Consider the following 20,514-nt stretch of genomic DNA (forward strand, 5'->3'; position numbering starts at 1 on the left):
CCGCGTTCACACAGATTGGCAGTGCGCACATGACCGACACCCCGGTCGGAAGCAGCCCCCTCACCTACCCGTTCGAGCGGCCCTCGGCGCTCGAACCGTGCCCTCACTACAAGAGGCTGCGGGAGGAGAAACCGGTCGCGGACGTCCGGTTGCCCAGCGGCGACCACGCCCTCCTCGTCACCGACTACGAGTCGGTGCGGACGGTGCTGTCCGACGCCCGCTTCAGCCGGGCCGCCACCGCCCGGCCCGGTGCCCCCCGGATCGGGACCGAGCCGCAGAACGCCAAGAACCTGCTCAGCATGGACCCGCCGCACCACACCCGGGTACGCCGGCTGGTCTCCCGGGAGTTCACCGCCCGGCGGGTCGCCGCCCTGCGGCCGCGCATCCAGAGCCGCACCGACGAACTCCTCGACGCGATGCGGCAGGCCGGTTCCCCGGTCGACCTGGTCCCCGCCCTCGCCTTCCCGCTGCCCGTGACCGTCATCTGCGAACTGCTCGGGGTCCCGCTCGACGAACGGGAGCAGATCGCCGAATGGTCCGGCACCGTCCTGTCGACCGTCTCCCTGCCGGTCGAGCGGATCGTCGCCGCCCACACGGGGCTGGCCACCTATCTGGGCGGGCTCATCGCCGCCAAGCGGAAGCAGGCGGGCGACGACCTCCTCTCCGCCCTCGTGTCGATCCATGAGGCGGACGCCGAACGACTCGACGAGGAGGAACTGCTCCACCTCGCGATCACCCTCCTCATCGCCGGGCACGAGACCACGACCAATCAGATCGCCAACGGAGTCCTGGCGCTGCTGACGCACCCCGAGCAGTTCGAGGCGGTGCGCCGCGACCCCGGAGGGATCCCCGCCGCCGTCGAGGAACTGCTGCGCTTCGTGCCCCCGGGTGACGAGGCGACCCTGCGCGTCGCCCTGGAGGACGTGAAGCTGGGCGACACCGTCGTGCCAGCGGGCACCGCGGTGCTCGCGTCCCTCGCTTCCGCCAACCGTGACGCCGGGTACTTCACCGAGCCCGACACCCTCGACGTCACGGGCACCGCCACATCCCAGCACCTGACCTTCGGCTACGGCATCCACTACTGCCTCGGCGCGGGGCTGGCCCGCCTGGAGCTGGAGATCGCGATCGGCACGCTGCTGCGCAGGTTCCCGACCCTCCGACTGGCCGTACCGGCCGCGGAGGTGCCCCGTTCCACGGGCCGCCTGATCCACGGAGTCACCTCGCTGCCTGTCACCTGGTAGGAGCGGCGGGTCCTCGCGGAGGGCCGAGGAGCCCACTCCCACCTTCCGCGAGGACATCACCGGGCCCCGCTCGGGACAGGAGTGCGTTCACTCCGCCTCGGGGTACGGACGGCGAAGGCAGGCCAGGAGTGTGCGGGCGGTCTCGACGAGAGGGGCGTCCGGGGGCAGCACGCCCTCCATGTCGGAGAGCAGCTGAACCAGCTCGGCCACAGCCCGGGCCGCCTCTCCCGTCTGCGCGAGCCTGCGGGCGCGGTTGTACCGGGCGGTGAACAGGTCGGGATCGTCTGCCGGCAGCGCACGCCTCATGTCGTCGAGCAGTTCGGTGAGTTCCACCACCGCCCGGCCGTGGTCGCCGGTCTCCGCCTGCCAGTACGCGAGGTCCTGCCGGACCGCGAAGATCCGGCGATCGTCCTCGTGCAGCGCTTCGAGCATGTCCGGCAGCAAGGCCTCCAGGGCTTCGCCTGCCGCCCGCGGGTCTCCCGCCCTGCCTCGCCAGTGGGCGAGCCTGTGCCGGGTGACGAGGGTGTCCGGATGGAGCTCGCCCAGCACCCTTTCCCTCCTGGGAGCCAGCTCGGCCAGCGCGGCGACCGCCCCCGACGCGTCGCCCGCCACCCCGAGCCAGCGGGCGTGGTCGTTGCGGGCACTGAGGGTGTCGGGATGGTCGGCGCCCATCACCCGCGCGAGGTCCGGGAGGAGTTCGGCGAATGCCGCGGCGGCCCCGGGCGCGTCCCCGGTCTCTCCCCGCCAGCGGGCACAGCTGTGACGGATGGCGAGAGTGATGCGATGATCCGCGCCCAGTACGGCCGTCGCGTCGGGCAGGAGCTCGGCGAAGTCGCTCACGGCTCGTTCCGGTCCCCCCGCCTCTCCCCGCCATCGGGCGCAATCGTGCCGGACGCCCAGTGTGCCGATGTGGTGATCGCCCAGGACGCGCCGGTGGTCCCTCAGCAGTTCGGCGAAGGCGTCGGCGGCGCCCGCGGCGTCCCCTGCCCGTCCCCGCCAGTAGGCCAGACTGTGCCTGATGCCAAAGGTCTCGGGGTGGTCCGCGCCCAGTGTCCGCTCCGTACGGGGCAGCAGCGCCGCCAGCTCGGCCACGGCTCCGGTGGCGTCTCCCACCTCTCCCTGCCAGTAGGCCAGATGACCGTGTGCGATCAGGAAGTCCGGGTGCTCGGCACCCAGGCGCCGCTCCACGGACCGAGCCAGACTGTGGAAGTGGTCGCGTGCCTCACCGGCCCTGCCGACCCCTCCGAGGCTCGTGCCCACCCGGAACAGCACGGCGTGTGCGTCCGGACTGTACAAGGCGTCCTCGGCACAACTGTGGAGGGCGGCGGTGTTGGAGCGCAGCGCGGCGGCCAGGTCCTGGTCGTGCTCGCCGCTCGGCCACACGTCCAGCAGCGCGTCCGCCGCGCTTCGGGCGCACAGGGCGCCGGCCTCGGCGGAAAGCCGCTCCGTGACGGCCCGCTGGATCAGTTGGTGGACACGGGCTGTCCGGCCGCCGCTTCGGGGCTCGTGTTCGACGAGACTGAACTGACGCAGGTTCGCCAGGGCGTCGGCGGCGTCCTCGGCGTCGGCTGTGTCACGGCCATGACCGGCTCGGGACGGGGGAGTGGCATGGCGGGTGAGATAACGCCGGGCAGGTGGGCTCAGCAGCACCGGCTCCGGAATGCCGTTGGGGTCGAGCATGCCGAGCAGGTGGAGCAGGGGCCGGGCCAGCCCCCGGGGCGGCTGCTGGTCGGCGAGGTCGATGGACAGGTCCCATGCCGCCGCCACGGTGAGGGCCTGGTTGTCGGGCAGCCCGGTCCCGGTGGGCAGCACGTCCTCGAGCGACCTGCTCCGGTTCGCCAGACGCGCGCGGTAGGCGGCGCAGTCGAGGCCTCGGTTGACCAGGTAGGGAACGGCCTGCGACAGAGCCAGCGGCAGTCGGCCGAGATCCTCGGCCAGTGCCGCCACCTCGTCCGCCGTCGCCTGCGTCTCGTGGCGGCCGAGCGCGGCGGTGAGATACCCGACGGCCTCCTCCGGGGTGAACCGGCCGACGTCGATCCGGGTCCGTCCACCGCTCAGGAAGACGGCGTCACGGTTCCGGGTGGTGATCAGGGTCCGCCCGTGCGGGACCTCGGGGGGCCACAGGTCCCGCAGGGCACCGACATGGGGCACATCGTCGAGCACCACCAGCCAGCGCGCGCCCGGCCGTGACCGGCCGGTCCCCGGTGGCTGCTTCAGCCAGTCATGGAACAGCCTGCCCGCCGCCGCGGGGTCGTCGCGTCCCGCACCCAGCAGTCCGGCCGCCGCGGCCGCGAAGGCGTCCACGACCGCGGAGCGGGACGTCGCGTTCACCCACACCAGTACGTCCACCTGGCCGTGGTCGAAGAGATCGCGGGCGTACCGGGCGGCCAGCTGGGTCTTGCCGACGCCGCCCGTCCCGCACACGACACGCCGCTGCGACTCCCCGGCGCGCGCCGGCCGTCGCAGCCAGGCCGTCAGCTCCGGCCGAGCCTGGTAGTGGTCCGCCCGAGCGGGCACCACACCGAACTCTCCGCGCACGGCACCTCCCCGGCCGGGCGCTGCGGGACCACGCCCATCCCCGATGTCACCGGTGTCCTGTCCGGACCGGATGACAACCGGACGCTATCGCAACGTGCCTGAGCCGCGTAGACGGCGAACAGGCCGTTGCGGCCGCTGTCCCGTACGGTCTCAGCCGGTCGCCGTGGGCAGGGTCCGGCCGGTGGCTGACCGACCGCTGCCGGACGTGGGGCGTCGGCGGCGGTCGCGTACCGGCCAGAGCAGGACGTACGCGGTGGAGACGACGACGAAACCCAGGCGGATCAGGCCGCGCGCCGCGTCACCGGGGACGACGAAGACCGCGCCGTACAGGGTGATCAGACCGATCCAGCTCCACCAGGGCACCAGCTGCCGCTGTCCGATCACGTCCCACAGCAGTGTGCCCAGCAGGACGGAGGCGGTGTAGTACGTGTAGACGCTGGGGTCCAGGGCGATCCGGGCGTTGGCACCGAGCAGGACGACGGCGGGCCAGCGGCCCCGCCAGACCGCGACGCACCCCAGCACGAGCCCTGCCATGGCCTGTGCGGGCCGGTCCCAGGGCGGGGTCCGCGGATCGTCGACCCCGAGCCAGTGCAGCGCGGACGCAGGCTGGTTGGGAATGGTGAACCGGGCCGCGGTCAACGACTGCGGCGCGTTGAGCAGGAACGGGAGCCAGGCGAGCGCGACCAGTGCCGCGCACCACAGCCCCGCGCGCAGCCACTGCCCCCTCGGCAGCGCGAGCAGGAGCGGCAGGAAGGCCAGCGCGGTCGGTTTGGAGTCCACGGCCAGGGCCAGGAAGACGCCCGTCGCGGCCGGGTTGCCTCGGGTGACGGCGCGAACGGCGAGGGCGGTGAAGAAGAGCGCCAGGACGTCGTCGAGATGGCCGAAGCGGACGGCCACCTCGATCCACATCGGGATGAAGGCCAGACCCGCGATCAACACCCGCTGCCGCAGCCGCTGGTGGTTGGTGCCCGTGCCCAGGAGATGCCAGGCGGCACTGCGTCCGGCCACCACCAGGATCAGCAGACCGAGCAGGGACATCACACCGGCGGCCAGTAACTGCCCGACGGGCTCGGGGAAAGGGTTGAACACGCCCGCCGCCAGGAAGCTGACGGGACCCATCTGGAGTTCGGGGTGGTGGGCGTACAGGTTCAGGCCGCCGTCCGGCCGGTCCGTCCCGGCGTAGAGCAACTCCCCACCCGTACGCAGGTAGTGCCAGGAGAAACCCCCGTGCGGCTGGACCACGGCGAACCAGAGGACTGTCCAGGCGGTGAGCAGCACCAGGTGCGCCCGCTGGCTGATGGCCGACACGCTCTCTCACTTTCGCTCCTCGTCGCCCCGCTCGGTTCCCACGCGTCAGGCGCCCCTCCTAGAGATGACGGGAAGGCGGGGCGGGTTGTCGTCGTGAGGTAAGAAGCGGCCGTCCGGTCCGCCGGGCGGAGCGGACGGCGGGTTGCGAGGACGTGGCGGGGAGGGCGGTTGCTCAGCGTGTGTAGGTGTCGCACAGGGACCGGACGGACGGCGCGACCACCCCGTCCGACCAGCCGCAGACAGTGCGCATGTCGTAGGTCGGACCAGGCTGTGCCTGCGAACGGGCACGGCGGTGAGGCGCGCGTCGGGTGACGGCGGGGCGCGGCCGTGCGCGGTGCCCGGGAGCGGCCAAATGCCAGGGCTGCCCTGGCCGGCGGACGATGTGCCGCGGCCCGCGGACGGTTGGCCGCGGTACCGGTCGACGGGGCGCCGGTACCGCCTCGTTGCCGTGCGGCGAGCTCGCCGTCCGACGCTTCGCCGGGCGCCGGGTCGGTGCCGCGTCCTGAGCGGTCTCCACGAACGCCGTGCGCCCCGAGGCCTGGGTGGGCTTCACGAGGTCGGGGGAGGCCGCGAGCACCGCGACCGGGGCCGGGTGGACGGGTGGTCTCCCGTCCGTGGCATCGACGGAGACGCATCCGCCGGCGAGGAGCACGGCGGCCAGCGCGGCGGCAAGTGTGATCGGAGAGCGCATGGGCCCAGGTTGGCGGAGCGCCGGAGCGAGTGGGTCGCGGCGCGCGCGTCCGGCCACCGGTACGGGTGACGCAACGGGGGTTCGGGCGGCGGGAGTCGAGCGGTGCTACTCCCGCCGCCGGCGCGGCGGGTGGGGACGGAGCGGGAACACCATGCCGGTCAACTCCGCCGGGTCGCCCGTGCGGAGGAGCCGGTGAAGCGCGTCGGCCTCGACGGTTCTGCCCGTCGCGCGGAGCAGGTCGGCGTGCACGCCGAGGACGGCCGCGACGAACGGCTCGTAGGCGCGGGCGTCCTGGGCGCGCAGTTCGAGGTAGATCTTCAGCGCCTCGTCGGACGCGGAGAGGGCGGGGGCCAGGGCGTGGCCGCCGTCGAGGCTGACCTTGGCGAAGGTGGCCAGGGCGCGCGCCAGGCGTTCCCGGTGGACGGCGGGCTCGGTCCCGGAGAGGCCGCGCAGGCGGCGGACGGCCTCGGTGGCCGAGGCCAGCGCCTCCTCGTGCCGCCCCACCTCGGCGAGCGCGGAGCCGAACCCGGCCAGTGATTCCGCGAGTTCGAGGCCGTGGGCGTTCGGCGCGGCCTCGGCCAGGCGGCGCCGGATCACCAGGGCCTGCTCGGCACGGGCCAGGGATTCCACGTGCCGGCCGCAGTGGGCGAGATGGGTGGCCAGGTTGGCCACGGACCGCGCGAAGGCCGTCTCGTAGGCGGCGGGGTTGGCCCTGACGAGCCGTTCGAAGATCTCGACGGCCTCCTGTTCGGCGCCCAGACCCTCTTCCCAGCGCCCCAGATCCCGTAGCCGCTGCCCCAGGTTGGACAACGAGCGGGCCAGCCCGGGCAGTTCCTGTCCGGGATCGTCCCGGGCCAGCCGTCGGCGGACGGCCACCGACCGCTCGGCGGCGGGCAGCGCGTCCTGCCGGCTACCCGCTTCGGAAAGGCGGGTGCCGAGGTTGGACAGCGACGCCGCGAGTTCCGACTCGTACCTGCCCGGCTCGGCCGCCGCGAACCGTTCGAGGATCTCCACCGCCTCCAGCTCCGCGGCGAGGGCTTCCTGGTGCCGGCCGAGATGGGAGAGCCCGACGCCGACATGGGACAGCGCCACGGCCAGCGACGGCTCGTACTTCCGGGGATCGGTCAGAGCAAGCAGCCGGTACAGGTCCGCCGCCCGTCGCTCGTCGGCCACGGCGGCCTTCCAGCGTCTCAGTGCCAGCAGGGTGACGCCGCGGTCGTTCAGCGTCACCGCCAGCAACGACCGGGCCGACTGCGGTTCGTGTGCGACGAGTTCTTCGAGGAGCGCCACGGCCTGGTCCTGGGCGGCGAGGGCGTCCTCGTGGAGGCCGGCGTGCGACTGCCGGCCGGCCAGCGTCATGTTGACATGGATCCGCTCGACGGGGTTCGTGGCGTCGGCCAGACGGTGCCGGGCCAGGCGCGCGGCGACGGCCGCGACGCCGGGGTCCAGGTCCGCGTCCCGGCCGCGCGGGAAGTGCGCCTCGACTGCTTCCAGGACGGCGGGGTCCAGCCCGGTGACGTTCGCGACCGCGGTGAGCGCCGCACTGCCCGCCGCGACCACGAGAGCCGGATCGGCCCGGACGAGCGCACCGAGGTGCGGCGCCAGGTGAGGCCAGCGGCCCGGCCCGGCGGCGGACGCGAGGAAGGTGATCAGGCGGCCGATGTGCGCGGGCGGTTCGCCCTGCGCCGTGCGCGCGGCGAGCGCCTGTGCGGTGAACGGGGCCCAGGGGACCGGAGGATGCTCGCCCGCGACGGAATGGCCGGGGAAGGCGAGGGCCAGGTAGTCCTCGGCGAGCCGGTCGGGATACAGGGGTTCCAGGGCCGCGCCGGGGTCGGTGGGCGGGTAGCAGACGGCGTGGTCGGCCAGCCTCCGGTACGGGTCGGAGCGCAGGTCGAGCCCCCGCAGCAGCGCGGCACCACGCTCGTAGGTCCTCGCGCCGGTCAGGGCGGCGACGAAGACGGTGTGAGCCATCTCGGCCGGACGCGTGGCGTAGTCCTTGCCCTCTTCCGCGGCCTCGTACAGGACCTGCCAGTGGTCCTGTTCCCGGGCCAGCAGATACGAGGACAGGCCGGCCAGGTCCTCGGGCGGCCGTACGCCGTGCACGTGGGCGTCGACCGCGGCCAGCGCTGCCATGTGCACGGCGAGTACGAGGCCGAACTCGGGCAGGGAGAGCGAACCGGGCACCCGCACCTCCGTGGGTGCGGCGAGACCGTAACGGGCGGCGAAGCAGTCCCGGGCCGCGGTGAACATCCGCTCGCGCTCACCGATCCCGTCGGACAGCGGCGCCAGCGCCTGGGCCCGGCCGTCGGCCCCCACCTTCGTCAGGGCGGCGCGCAGCACCGGCCACGGCTGGGCGGACCGGGCGAGCAGAAGCACGCGGGTGGGGACGGGCTGGTGCAACAGGGCGTTGCCGAACAGCCACTTGAGGTGCGAGGCGGGCCAGCGGTCGGCGTAGTCGATCACCAATAGCAGCCCGCGCTCATGACGCAACCGCAGATCCTGGCTGCCCGGCGACGGCACGATCTGCGCCGTCGGTCCGTGCAGGGCGTCGACCGCCTTCCACCCGGCGGCCTGGCTGCGGGCCGCGAACTCGTCGGCGAGCCGTGTCTTGCCCTGCCCGCCCGGGGCGTGCAGCCAGCGCACCGACAGCCGCTGAGCCGCGGAGTCCCGCCACCCGGCCAGGTCGTCGAGCTCCGTTCGGCGGCCCGCGAACTCCACCACCTGATGACGGGCGTTGAGCATCCGGCTCGGCTGGGCCGGCAGCCAGTCGGTCCCGGCGGGCAGCGGCGGCCGGTGTTCGGTCAGCAGGTACACCGGCCCCCGGTCCTGGAAGACGTGCACGGAGGCGCCGACCGCGCCGTACCCGTAGCCGCTCTCCACCTGTACGACCTGGCGGGCGCCCGCCGGTTCGCCGGTCACCCGTCGCTCCCTGGCGACGGGGGCTCCGTACGCCGGGGCGGGGTGTGGTGGACGACGACATCGCCGCCCTGCGCCGCGAAGACACGACCGCCGTCCCGGGCGACGTTCGTCTGCACCCAAGCCCGCTCGGACCCCGCGGACGCGGCGGCTGCCGACTCCGCGAAATCCCGCAGCTCGTCCCGCACTTCCGGGTGCCGGCGGACCAGGTCGGCAAGACGCAGCTCCCAGGCGGCGGCCAGCGCCTGCCGCGCACGGGCGGCGTCCTCCGACCGCGACACCAGTGCGGCGTCCTCGTCCAACTGCGTGAGCGCGGCGCGCCGGTGGTCGTCGCCGCCCCGCCGGAAGAGGCGTACGGCGGCGTCGCGTACGGACTGCCAGGCGCTGGTGGCCATGGCGGCCACGACCGTCGTAGCCGCCGTCATCACCAGAGCGGCTTCCGGATCAGCCATGTCATCCCCCTCGTTCGGGCAGCGGGCACCGCCCCTGCCGACACCAGAACCATAGGAAACGAGGCGGCGGACCGGGGCGCAGCGACGTCCGGACTGCCGAAATGCTGTGGCCCTCGCGGTCCCGCGCGGTGAAAATGGCCGGATGCGCCGTCTCGTCGTCATCGACGCTCCGTCCAATCTCGGCCTGCGGCCGCCCACCGAAGGCAGTGTGCCCGGGTGTTACAAGCTGGCGGGCGCGCTGCGCGAGCAGCGGCTCGTGCAGCGGCTCGGAGCGCAGGAGGGCGGGGTGGTCGTACCGCCCCGCTACGACCGCGGCGACTGGCGGGAGGGCGACGGTGTGTTCAACGCCGGGGCGATCGCCACGTACACCCGCAAGCTCGCCGACCGCATCGAACACCATGTCAGGGCCGGGGACTTCCCGGTCGTCCTGGGCGGCGACTGTTCCATCCAGCTCGGCGCCTCCCTCGCCCTCCGCCGCATCGGGCGGTACGGGCTCGCCGTCATCGACGGGTCCGCGGACTTCCGGCACCCGGGCAACTCCGGCCGCGTCGGTGCCGCGGGCGGCGAAGAACTGGCCATCGCGACCGGCCGTGGCCAGCGGGACCTGACAGACCTCGAAGGGCTGCGGCCGTACATCAGGGACGAGGACGTACGGATCTTCGGCATCCGGGACTACGACGCGGAGCGCGCCGAGCTCACCGAGTTGAAGATCATGAACGTGACGGTCGGGGAGATCCGGGAACGGGGTGCCGAGGAACTGGCCGGAGCGGTCGTACGGAGTCTCGAGGTGCCCGTGACCGAGGGCTTCTGGGTGCATCTGGACGCGGACGTGCTGGACCCGTCCGTCATGCCCGCCGTCGACAGCCCGGACCCCGGCGGCCTCCTGCCCGACGAACTGGTCCCGCTGCTGCGGACTTTGGTGCGGTCGCAACGGTGTGTCGGCCTCAACCTCACCATCTACGACCCCGACCTCGACCCCGACGGCTCCTGCGCGGCCCTCCTCGCCGGCATCCTCCAGACGGCCTTCACGCGCCCCTGACCGAACCGGTCCGCCCTCGGCGCGCAGGCCCGGTCGCCGGGCCGGCCGGGCATCGAGACGGACTGGTCACGCGCGGTCCGGGACACGCGGATGCTCCATGCCCGCCAGCCAGGTGGTGAGGAGGGTTTCGAGTGCCCCGGCCTCGGTGGGCGTCAGCAGGTCCAGCAGGCGGCGCTCGTTGCGCATGTGGTCGTCGAACGCCCGGTCGATCAGCTCGCGTCCGGGTCTGGTGAGGGCGACGATCCGGCCGCGCTGGTCGTCCTCCGAACGGCGGCGGGTCACGAGCCCGGCCCGTTCCAGGCGGTCGATCCGCTTCGTCATCGCGCCGGTGGTGACCATGGTGTGCGCGGCCAGCTCACCAGGTGCCCGCTCATAGGGATCTCCCGCGCGGCGCAGTGCGCACAGGACGTCGAACTCGCCCTCGCTCAGCCCGTACCGGGCGTAGACGAGGCAGAGTTCCTCGGTCAGCCGGTCGGCCAGACGATGCAGCCGGCCGATCACGCCCTGAGGGCTGATGTCGAGGTCGGGGCGCTCGCGGCGCCAGTCGGCCTGGATGCGGGCCACGCGGTCCATCGGTTCACCGTGCTCCATGCGTCCCATGATAGCTTCCCGGGAAGCTATATTGGCTTCCATGGAAGCTAATCTGCGCTGGGTGGCCGTGACCGCCGTCGCACCGGTCGCCTGGGGGGCCAACTACTACGTCACCCACGCGTTCCTGCCCACCGACCGGCCGCTCACCGGCGCCGCCCTGCGGGCCCTGCCCGCCGGCCTCCTCCTGCTCGCCCTGCGCAGGCAACGGCCGCGCGGCGCCTGGTGGTGGCGGTCGGCGGTGCTGGGACTGCTCAACATGAGCGTGTTCTTCGTCCTCGTGTACATCGCCTCCCAACTGCTCCCGACCAGCGTCGCCTCGACCGTCATGGCGGTCTCCCCGCTGACGATGATGCTGGTGGCCTGGCCCCTGATGTCCGAGCGGCCCCAGGCCACGCACCTGGCCTGCGCCGCTGTCGGACTCGCCGGGGTCTGCCTCATGCTGCTCACCGGGACGCGAGCGGTGAGCGTGCCGGGGGTCCTCGCGTCGGCCGCCGCCATGCTGGTGTCCTCCTTCGGGCACCTCCTGGCCAAGAAGTGGAGCGCCGACGTCGACGTGCTCGCCTCGACCGCCTGGCAGCTCACCGCCGGCGGGTTGTTCCTGCTCCTGGCCGCCGCTGCCGTGGAGGGCCCGCCGCCCGCACTCACGACGCCGACGGTGCTCGCGTTCGGCTACGTCGCCCTGATCGCCACCGCGCTGGCCTTCGTCGCCTGGTTCACCGGGCTGCGGCACCTGCCGGCCGGGACCGTCGGCCTCACAGGACTGCTGAACCCCGTCACCGGCGTCCTGCTCGGCACGACCGTCGCCGGAGAGACGCTGGACGCGCGGCAACTGTGCGGACTGGCCCTGGTCCTGACCGCGGTCGTCATGGGCCGGCCCAGACGCGCGGTACCGCACGACAGCGGTCGGACACCTCGCCGTCCGAAAGCAGGCGGGTGTCCCGCGCGGCCATCCCCGGCGCGCCCTTCTCCATGACGATCACAGCCACGGGCGCGGCTCAGGAGCAGCCTGTTCACGGGCACCCCGTCGGGTGACGTCAAGTTCCCGCGTCGGCATGCCTTCGTGCGGGTGAACCCGCCCGTGCGGACCGCCGGCGCCTTCCGCGGTCGGGTCAGACTGGATCCGCCCCGCATATGCCGGTCCGACCGGGTGCGGGGCGGTTCTCGTGCCCCGGCCTGGCGGGGGCGCTCCTGTGCACGGGAAGGCGGGCGGATCCATGGCGAGTGGCACGGTGCTGTTGGCACTGCGTGAGGACCTTGTCGGCGGCGGGGTCAGTGCCGAGCATCTGCGCCGGATCGGCAAGGAACTCGAGAACCGGGGACTGGAGCCGCGGTGGGCGGCGGACGCGCGGGACGCGCGGGCCGTGTTGCAGACGGAGGCGGGTATCGCGGCGGCGGTGGTGGCCTGGGACCTGCCCGCACCGACGGTCCGTCTCCGCGACCGGGCCGAGGCGACCTCCGGCGAGGCGGCCGCGGCCACGGGCGGGACCTCCACGGCTGGGGCGTTCACGGGCGGGACCTCCACGGCTGGGGCGTTCACGGGCGGGACCTCCACGGATGGGGCGATCACCGGCCGGGCCTCCACGGGCGGGGCCGAAGTCCTGGACCGGATCCGGCACCGCTTCAAGGACCTGCCCGTCTTCCTCCTGATGACCGCCGGCTCCGACCACGACCTCGAACACCTCCCCCTGTGGGTCTCGGAGACCGTCGTCGGCTACATCTGGCCGCTGGAGGACACCCCCGCGTTCATCGCCGGCCGCGTCGCGTCCGCCGCCCGCACCTACCTCAAGGACGTGCTGCCGCCCTTCTTCCGTGCCCTCAAGAAGTTCGAGGACGCCCACGAATACTCCTGGCACACCCCCGCCCACTCCGGTGGGGTGGCCTTCCTGAAGTCACCGGCCGGACGGGCGTTCTTCGACTACTACGGCGAGCACCTGTTCCGCACCGACCTGTCGATCTCCGTCGGCGAACTCGGCTCCCTCTACGAGCACAGTGGACCGATCGGTGAGGCCGAACGCAACGCCGCGCGCGTCTTCGGCTCCGACCGCACCTACTTCGTCCTGCACGGCGACTCCACCTGCAACCGCATGGTGGGCCATTACAGCGTGACCACCGACGAGATCGCCCTGGTCGACCGGAACTGCCACAAGTCCGTCCTGCACGGCCTCGTCGTCTCCGGCGCCCGCCCCGTCTACCTCGTACCCACCCGCAACGGCTACGGCCTCGCGGGCCCGCTTCCGCCGACCGCCATCGCACCGGACGCGGTCTCCGCCCGTATCGCCGGCAACCCGCTCACCGCCGACGCCGTCTCACCGGAGGCGCGGTACGCGGTCGTCACCAACTCCACCTACGACGGCCTGTGCTACGACACGGTGGCAACCGCCCGCGCCCTGGCACCGAGCACCCCCCGCCTGCACTTCGACGAGGCCTGGTTCGCCTACGCCCGCTTCCACCCCCTCTACCAGGGCCGCTACGGCATGGCGGTAGGACCGGACACCCTGGACGACACCGACCGGCCGACCGTGTTCGCCACCCACTCCACGCACAAACTCCTCGCCGCGCTCTCCCAGTGCGCCATGGTCCACGTCCGTCCCGCCCCCCGGGCACCCGTCGAACACGAGCGGTTCAACGAGGCGTTCATGATGCACGGGACCACCTCGGCCTTCTACCCGGCCATCGCCTCCCTCGACGTGGCGACCGCGATGATGGACGGTCCGCAGGGCAAATGGCTGGTCGACGAGGCCGTCACCGAAGCGATCCGCTTCCGTCAGGCCGTCGTCCGCACGGGCCGCCGCATCTCCGCAGCGGGGGACCGGCCGGACTGGTTCTTCGGCGTGTGGCAGCCCCAGGAGGTCACGGACCCCGCCACCGGCGCACGGATCTCCTTCGCCGACGCGCCCGCCGCGCTCCTCGCCACGGACCCGTCCTGCTGGCACCTCGAACCCGGCGCGTCCTGGCACGGCTTCGACGGTCTCACCGAAGGCTACTGCCTCCTCGACCCCGTCAAGGTCACCGTCACCTGCCCCGGTGTCACCGCCACCGGCGAGACCCAGCCGTGGGGCGTCCCCGCCCGCGTCCTGACGGAGTACCTGGCCACCCGCGGGATCGTCGTCGAGAAGACCGACAGCTACAGCACCCTCGTCCTGTTCTCCATGGGCATCACCAAGGGCAAGTGGGGCACGCTCATGGACGCCCTCATGGACTTCAAAGCCCTCTACGACAGCGACGCCCCCCTCGACCGCGTCCTGAGCTCCCTCACCGAACGCCACCCCGCCCGCTACCGGAACACCACCCTGCCCGAGCTGTGCGGACAGATGCACCAGCACCTGACCCGCGGCGCCTTCGTCACCGCACTCGACGACGCCTTCCACCATCCGCCCACCCCCGTCCACCCGCCCCGTCACTGCTACCAGCAGCTCGTCCGGGGCGGCACCGAACGAGTCCGACTGGCCGACGCGGCCGGCCGGATCGCGGCCGCCATGGTCACCGTCACCCCGCCCGGCATCCCTGTCCTCATGCCGGGCGAATCCCTCGGCGCCCCTGACGGCCCCCTCCTGCGCTACCTCACCGCACTCCAGGACTTCGACCGGACCTTCCCCGGCTTCGGCAGCGAAGCCCACGGCGTCACCACGGACCCGGACACCGGCGACTACCTGGTGGAATGCCTCAACGCACCGCAGCACCCCGGCCGGTGACCCACGCAGGCCGGCACGGCGGGGCACCACGTCACGGGGGGCTGCCGTCGCGACAGCGCCGGCAGCCCCCACCGCGGTCACGGTCGGCGCGCGTGCGCGAAACCGCGTCGGTGCCAGAGCAGACCGCCGGCGTGCGCGGGCTCGCCGCTCACCTCGGTGACCCGGCCCACCAGGATCGTGTGGTCGCCTCCTTCCAGGAGCCGGTGGCGGGCGCAGCGCAGCACCAGGGAGACGCCGGCGATCACGGGGGCCCGGTCGGGTCCCGCACCGAGAGGGAGGCCGGCGAAGCGCTGTTCGGCCGGCTGCATGAAGCGGTCGACGAGGTGCTCCTCGCCGGGGCCGAGCAGATGGACGGCGAAGTCCTCGGCCCCGGTCAGCACGTCGTGCGTGCGTGAGGCCCGGTCGAGACAGACCAGGAACAACGGCGGGGTCAGCGACAGCGAACTGACGGCGCTCGCCGTCAGGCCACGCGGTCTGCCCCGGTCGTCGTAGCAGGTGACGATGGTGACGGGGGCGGCCAGGGCGGACATGGCGGCCCGGAAGGAATCGGCGAGGTCCGGAGCGATCGCGGCCGAGGTCTGGTCGGCCAGCAGGGCCGGGCTCACCGGGCCACCTCCAGCGGCCGTGCGGAGCCCCGCAGCCAGCGGCCCTCAGGACGGCCGGTGAAGCCGGTACGGATGTCCCAGCGGACGCGGCCGGCCAGCACCGTGGTGGTGAAGCGGCCGGTGAAGGTCCAGCCCTCGTACGCGGACCAGCCGCACAGCGACCGCACGTCATGAGCCGAGAACTGCCACCGCGCCGACGGGTCGAGCAGTGCCAGATCGGCGTCCGCCCCGGGTTCGAGGCGTCCCTTGCCCGGCAGGTCGAAGAGCCGGGCAGGCCCCTCGCCCATCAGCCGGGCCAGGTGCGCGGCGGCCTCGTCCGGGTGCGTACGGCGAGTGAGCAGACCGGTCCAGACGCCCGTGGCCAGCTCCTGGACCCCGGGCAGGCCCGGCGGTGCCTCGGCCGGAGGGCGGTTCTTCTCCTCGACCGTGTGCGGCGCGTGATCGCTGCCGAGCGTGGCGGCCTCGCCGTTCAGCACGGCCCGCCACAGCCGCTTCTGGTCCCGGCACTCGCGGATGGCGGGGGAGAGCCGGGTACGCGGGCCGCGCCGAGTGGTGTCGTCGTGGGTGAACGACAGGTGGTGGCCGGTCACTTCGAACGTGAGGGGCAGCCCCTCGGCGGCCGCCGCCGTCAGCAGATCGGCCTCCTCCGCCGACGACACGTGCAGGATGTGGGCCTTCGTGCCGTACTCGCGGACCAGCCTGATGACCTGGGCCACGGCGACGATGCCACCCGAGCGGGGGCGGTGCGGCTCGTACTGACCGTACGAGTCGGGGATCCCCGCGTCCGCGTCGAGGAGGTCGAAGACGTGCTGGTCCTCCGCGTGCAGGACGAGGCGGACACCGCCACGGGCGGCCGCGGCGAAGGCCCGCCGCAGCTGCTCGTCGTCGCGGAACACCACCGGGGCCGTGTGGTGGCCGGCCATGAAGATCTTCGCCGAGGTCGCGATCCGCGGATCGAGCTCGGCCAGGAGCTCGGGACGGTCCGGGTCGGCGCCCATGTGGAAGCGGTAGTCGGTCCACGAAGTGCCCTGGACCAGCTCGGCCTTGGCGAGCAGCGCGGCCTCGTCCAGCGACGGCGGCCGGGTGTTGGGCATGTCGACCACGGTCGTCACACCGCCGACGAGGGCGGCCCGGCTGCCGTGGTCCCAGTTCTCCTTGTACTCCAGGCCCGGGGTGCGGAAGTGGACATGGGAGTCGATCAGTCCCGGCAGCACGTAGTGACCGCGGGCGTCGATCCGCGGACCCGGGGGCAACGGCGCCCCGGGCGCGGGCAGTTCGGCTATCCGGCCGTCGCGGACGAGTACCGTCGCGTCGCGGACGCCGTCGGGGGTCACGAGGCGGCCGCCCTCGACGATCAGATCGGCGGGCCGGCCGGCGGACCCGGGCTTCACCTGTTCCACGTCAGACTCACCAGTTCCTTGCAGAGGTCGTTGGTCGGTCCCATCAGCGCGACCGCGCGCGCGTCGCGGCCGTAGCGGTTGATCTCGTGCGAGGCGACATAGCCGGCCGAACCCAGCAACCGCTCCACGGCGTTGACGACACGCTCGGCGGCCGAGGCGGCGAAGAGCTTGGAGTGCAGCGTCGCGATCCCGGGATCGGGAGCCGTACGCCGGCCGGTCCGTTCGACGATCGCCCGGGCCGCCTCCACCTCGCAGGCGATGTCGACCAGACGGTGCCGGACGGCCTGCTGGGCCGTCAGCCCCCGCCGCTCGGCGTGCTCGTGGGCGAGGTCGAGGGCCGCCTGAGCGAGCCCCACGGAGACGGCGCCGAGCGTGGCGCCGCTGTCCCGGACCCCGGCGATGATCGAGGCGGCCGTACCGACCGGTCCCAGCCGTGCGGTGTCCGGGACACGGCAGTCGTGCACGGAGACGAAGCCGGTCGCCGACCCCCGCATGCCGGTCAGCTGGAGCGAGGTGTCCGGCTCCAGCCCGGGGGTGTCGGCCGGGATCAGGAAGAAGGTCTGGCCGGCGGCGCCGTAACCGGTGTCGGGAGCGGCGTCCGCGGCGGCCTGTTCGGTCTGGGCGAGCACCAGGTAGATGTCGGCGAGGCCGGCGCTGGTGGTGAAGGACTTGGCGCCGTCGACGACCCAGCCGCCGTCGGACGTGCGGCGGGCGGTGGTGGACAGGTGCTTCTTGTTCGCCCCCGCGCCCGTCTCGCTCCAGGCGGAGGCGGCGAGCCAGTCACCCCGGGCGAGCCGGGGCAGCAGCCTGCGGCGCAGCGCCGGACTGCCGTGTTCGAGGATGCGCCTGCTGACCGCGTAGTGCTGGAACAGCATGATCGACGCGGAGGCGTTGACCTGCGCCACCTGTTCGACGGCCGTGTTCAGGCCGTGGGCGTCGGCACCGGAGCCGCCGTACTCGTACGGCAGCGCCAGACCGAGCAGCCCGGACTCGCGCAGCAGGGCCAGTGCCGGCCGGTCGGGTTCGCCGGTGGCGTCCGCGGCCCGCGCGCAGGCGGCGAGACGCTCCCGCAGCGAGACGGGCAGCGTGGTGCCGGGCCGGGTGACGGGCGCCTCGGTGAGCGTGGGCACGTCGGGCACGGTCAGGCTGTCAGCGGAAGCCATGACAACTCCTCGGAGGTGGAGGCGGGAAGGAACGGGCCGCGGTAGTCGACCTGCTTCTCCGCGACGGAGATCCAGGCGAGCCTGCGGTCGCCGGGACCGCCCGTCGTACGCGCCGAGGCGCGGACGGTGGCGCCGGGCGTGCGCAGGGCGAGCATGCCGTCCTCCGGCTGGTCCGCGGCACCGGACAGCAGGTACGGGATCGTGCCCGCCACGGCGGCGCCCGCGGCGAGGCAGGTCGCACCGGTGAGGGCCACGGTCGGATGCCAGGACGGTACGGAGATGGCGCGCACGGCGAGGGCGCCGAGGCCGTCGGGAAGCAGCGCGGCCACCTTCGGGAAGGCGCCGGCCGTGTCCCAGCCCTGCGCCCCGCACACCGCGAGACGCAGCCGGCTCATCCGGTCGAACAGGACGGGATCGTCGGTGAAGAGCTCCTCGACCGTGCGGACACCGAGTTCCGCGGCGTTCACGAAGAGGTACGGATTGCCCATCGAGACCAGGGAGACGGGGACCGTGCGCCCTTCGAAGCGGATGCCGGTGACCGGTTCACCGGTGATCAGCAGCTCGTTGACCGGCCGCGGCGGCGAGCACAGGAAGTGGGCGGTGAAGCGGGTGCCCTCCGCGGAGGTCTCCTCGGCCTCGCACACCACGTTGTCCCCGTTGTTGAGCACGTTCACGCGGACCCGGCAGCCCGCCACGAGAGGCTGGATCATGCCGGTACGGGCGGCCGCCTCCACGGCGGCCAGGATGGAGTGCCCGCAGGAACCGCGCAGGTCGAAGCTGTCGAGCCGGTCCGGCATCGATTGGACGAACCGGTAGTCCAGGTCGAACAACGGGTGCCGGGACGGCTGGACGAGCGCGTTCTTCAGGACGTCCGCGGCCCCGTGGTCGGCCAGGGCCGTGCGTAACCGGGTGAGCCGGTCGAGGAGTTCGGGTTCCGAGGTGGGCAGGGTGCGCGCGTCGACCACGGCCGTCGGGCAGGGGGTGCCGTGCGCTCGCGCGAGGCTGACGCTCATGCCGCCTCCAGCAGAACCCGGTCCGGCGTGCGCAGCGCGGCGGGGGCCGTGGTCGCCGCCGTCGCGAAGAACTCCTGACGCCACAGCTGGTGCGACATCAGCGACCACAGGGCCAACGAGACGCTGTCGCCGGGCCGGACGGCCTGCTCCTCGAAGAGCGCGTCCACCCGCTCCGGGCGGATCCGGCCGTCGGCGCGGAGCGTCTCGGGGGACAGCACGTCGCGGGCGAGGGCCCACAGCGGCTGGCCGGGCGCGAGCATCGCGGTGACCGGGAGGGTGAAGGGCTGCTTGGGGCGGTCGAGCACACTGCGCGGGATCAGTCCCCCCGCGGCCTGGTACAGGGCCCGCTTCACGCCCAGTCCCGGCACCAGCCGGTGGCTGTCGGTGAGCGTGGCGGCGAAGCGTACGACGGAGGGCTGGCAGAACGGCAGCCGTACCTCGATGGAGCTGGCCATCGACAGGTGGTCGACGCGCCGCAGGTGGTAGGCGGGCAGCCGGTAGCGCTGCTCCACGGCCGCGATGCGCTGGAGCCGGGTGCCGGGGCTGCTCCGCAGGATCTGCCGGATGTCCGCCGGCAGGGCCGGTCCGGCCGCGCGCACCGCGAAGGCGTACTCGTCGGTGTACAGGCTCTCGCGCAGCGCCCGGGGGACGGCGGCCAGGTGGTCGAGGTAGTCCTCGACCCAGTCCGAGCCGTGGTGCGCGGCGACGGCCTGCGTCATACGGGCGTAGCCGCCGAAGAGTTCGTCCGCCGCGTCGCCGGTGAGGGCGACCTTGAAGCCGGCGTCGCGCACCGCGCGGAAGAGGGAGAACGTGGACAGGGTGATCGGGTCGGCGTTGGGCTGCCCGAGGTGGCGCACCACGTCGCCCATCAGGTCCGGGAAGGTCGCCGGGTCGATCTCGACCTGGTGGTGGCGGGTGCCCGCGGCGCGTGCGACCTCGGCGGCGTAGGCGCGTTCGTCGCTGGGCCAGGTACCGGTGTAGGCGATGTTGAAGGTGTGCAGGCCGCCGTGTCCGCCGCCGGCCCGCAGCGCCCGGGCCGCGAGTGCCGTGACCAGGCTGGAGTCGAGCCCGCCCGAGGTGACGGCCGCGACCGGGGCGTCCGCCACCAGGAGCCGGGCCACCTCGTCGGACAGCAGGGCGCGCAACTGCTCGCCGGCCTGTTCCAGGGAGCGGCCCTCGTCGGGGCGCAGGCCCTGCTCGTGGGCCATCGGACGGTGCCTGATGCGCAGTCCGTCGCGGTGGCTGACCACGGCGGTCGCGGCGGGCGGCAGCACCCGCACGCCCCGGAACATGGTGCGGTCCCCGAACGGGGTCTTGGACGTCAGGTACGCGTCCAGACCCGTCTCGTCCTCCTCGGCCCGAACTCCGGTGAAGCCGAGCAGGGCCGGCAGTTCCGAGGCGAACCGGAGGCGGCCGGTGGCGCGCTCCCAGTGGTAGTAGAGCGGTTTCATGCCCGAGTCGTCGGTGGCCAGCACCATCCGGGGCGTGGACCGCAGGTCCATGACAGCGACGGAGTACATGCCGTCCAGCTGTTCTGCGAACCGGTCACCGTAGGTCAGGTACAGCGCGGGCAGGATCGACCCGTCGCACTGGTCGTCGAAGTGGAAGCCCAGCCCGGTCAGCCGCTCCCGCAGCTCGCGGTGGTTGTAGATCTCGCCGTTGAAGACCACCGTGATCCGGCCGAGGTGGTAGGGCTGGGCGCCGCCCTCGGGGTCCATGATGGACAGCCGGTTGTTGCCGAGCGCCCAGTCGGCCCGGTGGGTGACTCCCTGGGCGTCGGGACCGCCGTGGTGCATCAGGTCGGCGACGCGGCGCAGTTCGGCCTCGTCGGAGTGGACGTTGAAGGTTCCGTATATGCGGCACAC

At 73.1% G+C, this 20,514-nt stretch carries 14 protein-coding genes; 4 read left to right on the forward strand and 10 right to left on the reverse strand.

Annotated elements, in window-relative coordinates; genetic code table 11:
- The first annotated feature begins 29 nt into the window (after positions 1–29).
- Entirely contained in the window at positions 30–1,241 is a 1,212-nt protein-coding gene (locus AAW13_RS23585) for a cytochrome P450 (RefSeq protein WP_046727498.1), read from the forward strand.
- Positions 1,242–1,328: 87 nt separating this feature from the next.
- Here AAW13_RS23585 and AAW13_RS23590 read toward each other — a convergent pair whose 3' ends face one another.
- From AAW13_RS23590 to AAW13_RS23610, 4 genes are all read right to left on the reverse strand, one after another.
- Positions 1,329–3,779 (reverse strand): DUF7779 domain-containing protein, encoded by a 2,451-nt coding sequence (locus tag AAW13_RS23590; protein WP_052768467.1) that lies wholly within the window; start codon positions 3,777–3,779, stop codon positions 1,329–1,331.
- 150 nt (positions 3,780–3,929) lie between these two features.
- Positions 3,930–5,087: a hypothetical protein gene (locus AAW13_RS23595; RefSeq protein ID WP_046727497.1), complete on the reverse strand. Its 1,158-nt coding sequence runs from the start codon at positions 5,085–5,087 to the stop codon at positions 3,930–3,932.
- A gap of 796 nt (positions 5,088–5,883) precedes the next feature.
- On the reverse strand, positions 5,884–8,697 hold the full coding sequence (locus AAW13_RS23605; RefSeq protein WP_052768466.1) for a tetratricopeptide repeat protein: 2,814 nt from the start codon (positions 8,695–8,697) through the stop codon (positions 5,884–5,886).
- Positions 8,694–9,146, reverse strand: a complete 453-nt coding sequence (locus tag AAW13_RS23610) for a hypothetical protein (RefSeq protein ID WP_046727496.1) — start codon at positions 9,144–9,146, stop codon at positions 8,694–8,696. The genes AAW13_RS23605 and AAW13_RS23610 overlap by 4 nt, the downstream gene beginning before the upstream one ends.
- Before the next feature lie 142 nt (positions 9,147–9,288).
- Between AAW13_RS23610 and AAW13_RS23615 the strand changes: the two genes are divergently transcribed.
- Positions 9,289–10,185, forward strand: coding sequence for an arginase family protein (locus AAW13_RS23615; RefSeq protein WP_046727495.1), 897 nt, complete (start codon positions 9,289–9,291; stop codon positions 10,183–10,185).
- A gap of 66 nt (positions 10,186–10,251) precedes the next feature.
- Here AAW13_RS23615 and AAW13_RS23620 read toward each other — a convergent pair whose 3' ends face one another.
- A complete protein-coding gene (locus AAW13_RS23620; RefSeq protein ID WP_046727494.1) occupies positions 10,252–10,776 on the reverse strand; it encodes a MarR family winged helix-turn-helix transcriptional regulator in 525 nt (174 codons plus the stop codon).
- Between the two features lie 40 nt (positions 10,777–10,816).
- Here AAW13_RS23620 and AAW13_RS23625 point away from each other — a divergent pair, with 40 nt between their 5' ends.
- A complete protein-coding gene (locus AAW13_RS23625) occupies positions 10,817–11,749 on the forward strand; it encodes a DMT family transporter (protein ID WP_240528707.1) in 933 nt (310 codons plus the stop codon).
- 241 nt (positions 11,750–11,990) lie between these two features.
- A complete protein-coding gene (locus AAW13_RS23630; RefSeq protein ID WP_046727493.1) occupies positions 11,991–14,468 on the forward strand; it encodes an Orn/Lys/Arg family decarboxylase in 2,478 nt (825 codons plus the stop codon).
- 77 nt (positions 14,469–14,545) lie between these two features.
- Here the strand turns inward: AAW13_RS23630 and AAW13_RS23635 are convergent, their stop codons facing one another.
- Genes AAW13_RS23635 through asnB form a run of 5 tightly spaced genes read right to left on the reverse strand, consistent with a single transcriptional unit; the run spans position 14,546 to position 20,514 of the window.
- Positions 14,546–15,073 carry a flavin reductase family protein gene (locus AAW13_RS23635; RefSeq protein WP_240528708.1) on the reverse strand — a complete coding sequence of 176 codons (528 nt, stop codon included), beginning with the start codon at positions 15,071–15,073 and terminating at the stop codon, positions 14,546–14,548.
- Positions 15,070–16,473, reverse strand: coding sequence for a dihydroorotase (locus AAW13_RS23640; protein WP_046727492.1), 1,404 nt, complete (start codon positions 16,471–16,473; stop codon positions 15,070–15,072). The genes AAW13_RS23635 and AAW13_RS23640 overlap by 4 nt, the downstream gene beginning before the upstream one ends.
- On the reverse strand, positions 16,461–17,636 hold the full coding sequence (locus tag AAW13_RS23645; RefSeq protein WP_079178932.1) for an acyl-CoA dehydrogenase family protein: 1,176 nt from the start codon (positions 17,634–17,636) through the stop codon (positions 16,461–16,463). The genes AAW13_RS23640 and AAW13_RS23645 overlap by 13 nt, the downstream gene beginning before the upstream one ends.
- A complete protein-coding gene (locus AAW13_RS23650) occupies positions 17,615–18,649 on the reverse strand; it encodes a PrpF domain-containing protein (protein ID WP_046727491.1) in 1,035 nt (344 codons plus the stop codon). The genes AAW13_RS23645 and AAW13_RS23650 overlap by 22 nt, the downstream gene beginning before the upstream one ends.
- Positions 18,646–20,514, reverse strand: a complete 1,869-nt coding sequence (gene asnB, locus AAW13_RS23655) for an asparagine synthase (glutamine-hydrolyzing) (protein WP_046727490.1) — start codon at positions 20,512–20,514, stop codon at positions 18,646–18,648. The genes AAW13_RS23650 and asnB overlap by 4 nt, the downstream gene beginning before the upstream one ends.

The organism is Streptomyces humi, from assembly GCF_001005085.2.
Taxonomy (GTDB): domain Bacteria; phylum Actinomycetota; class Actinomycetes; order Streptomycetales; family Streptomycetaceae; genus Streptomyces; species Streptomyces humi.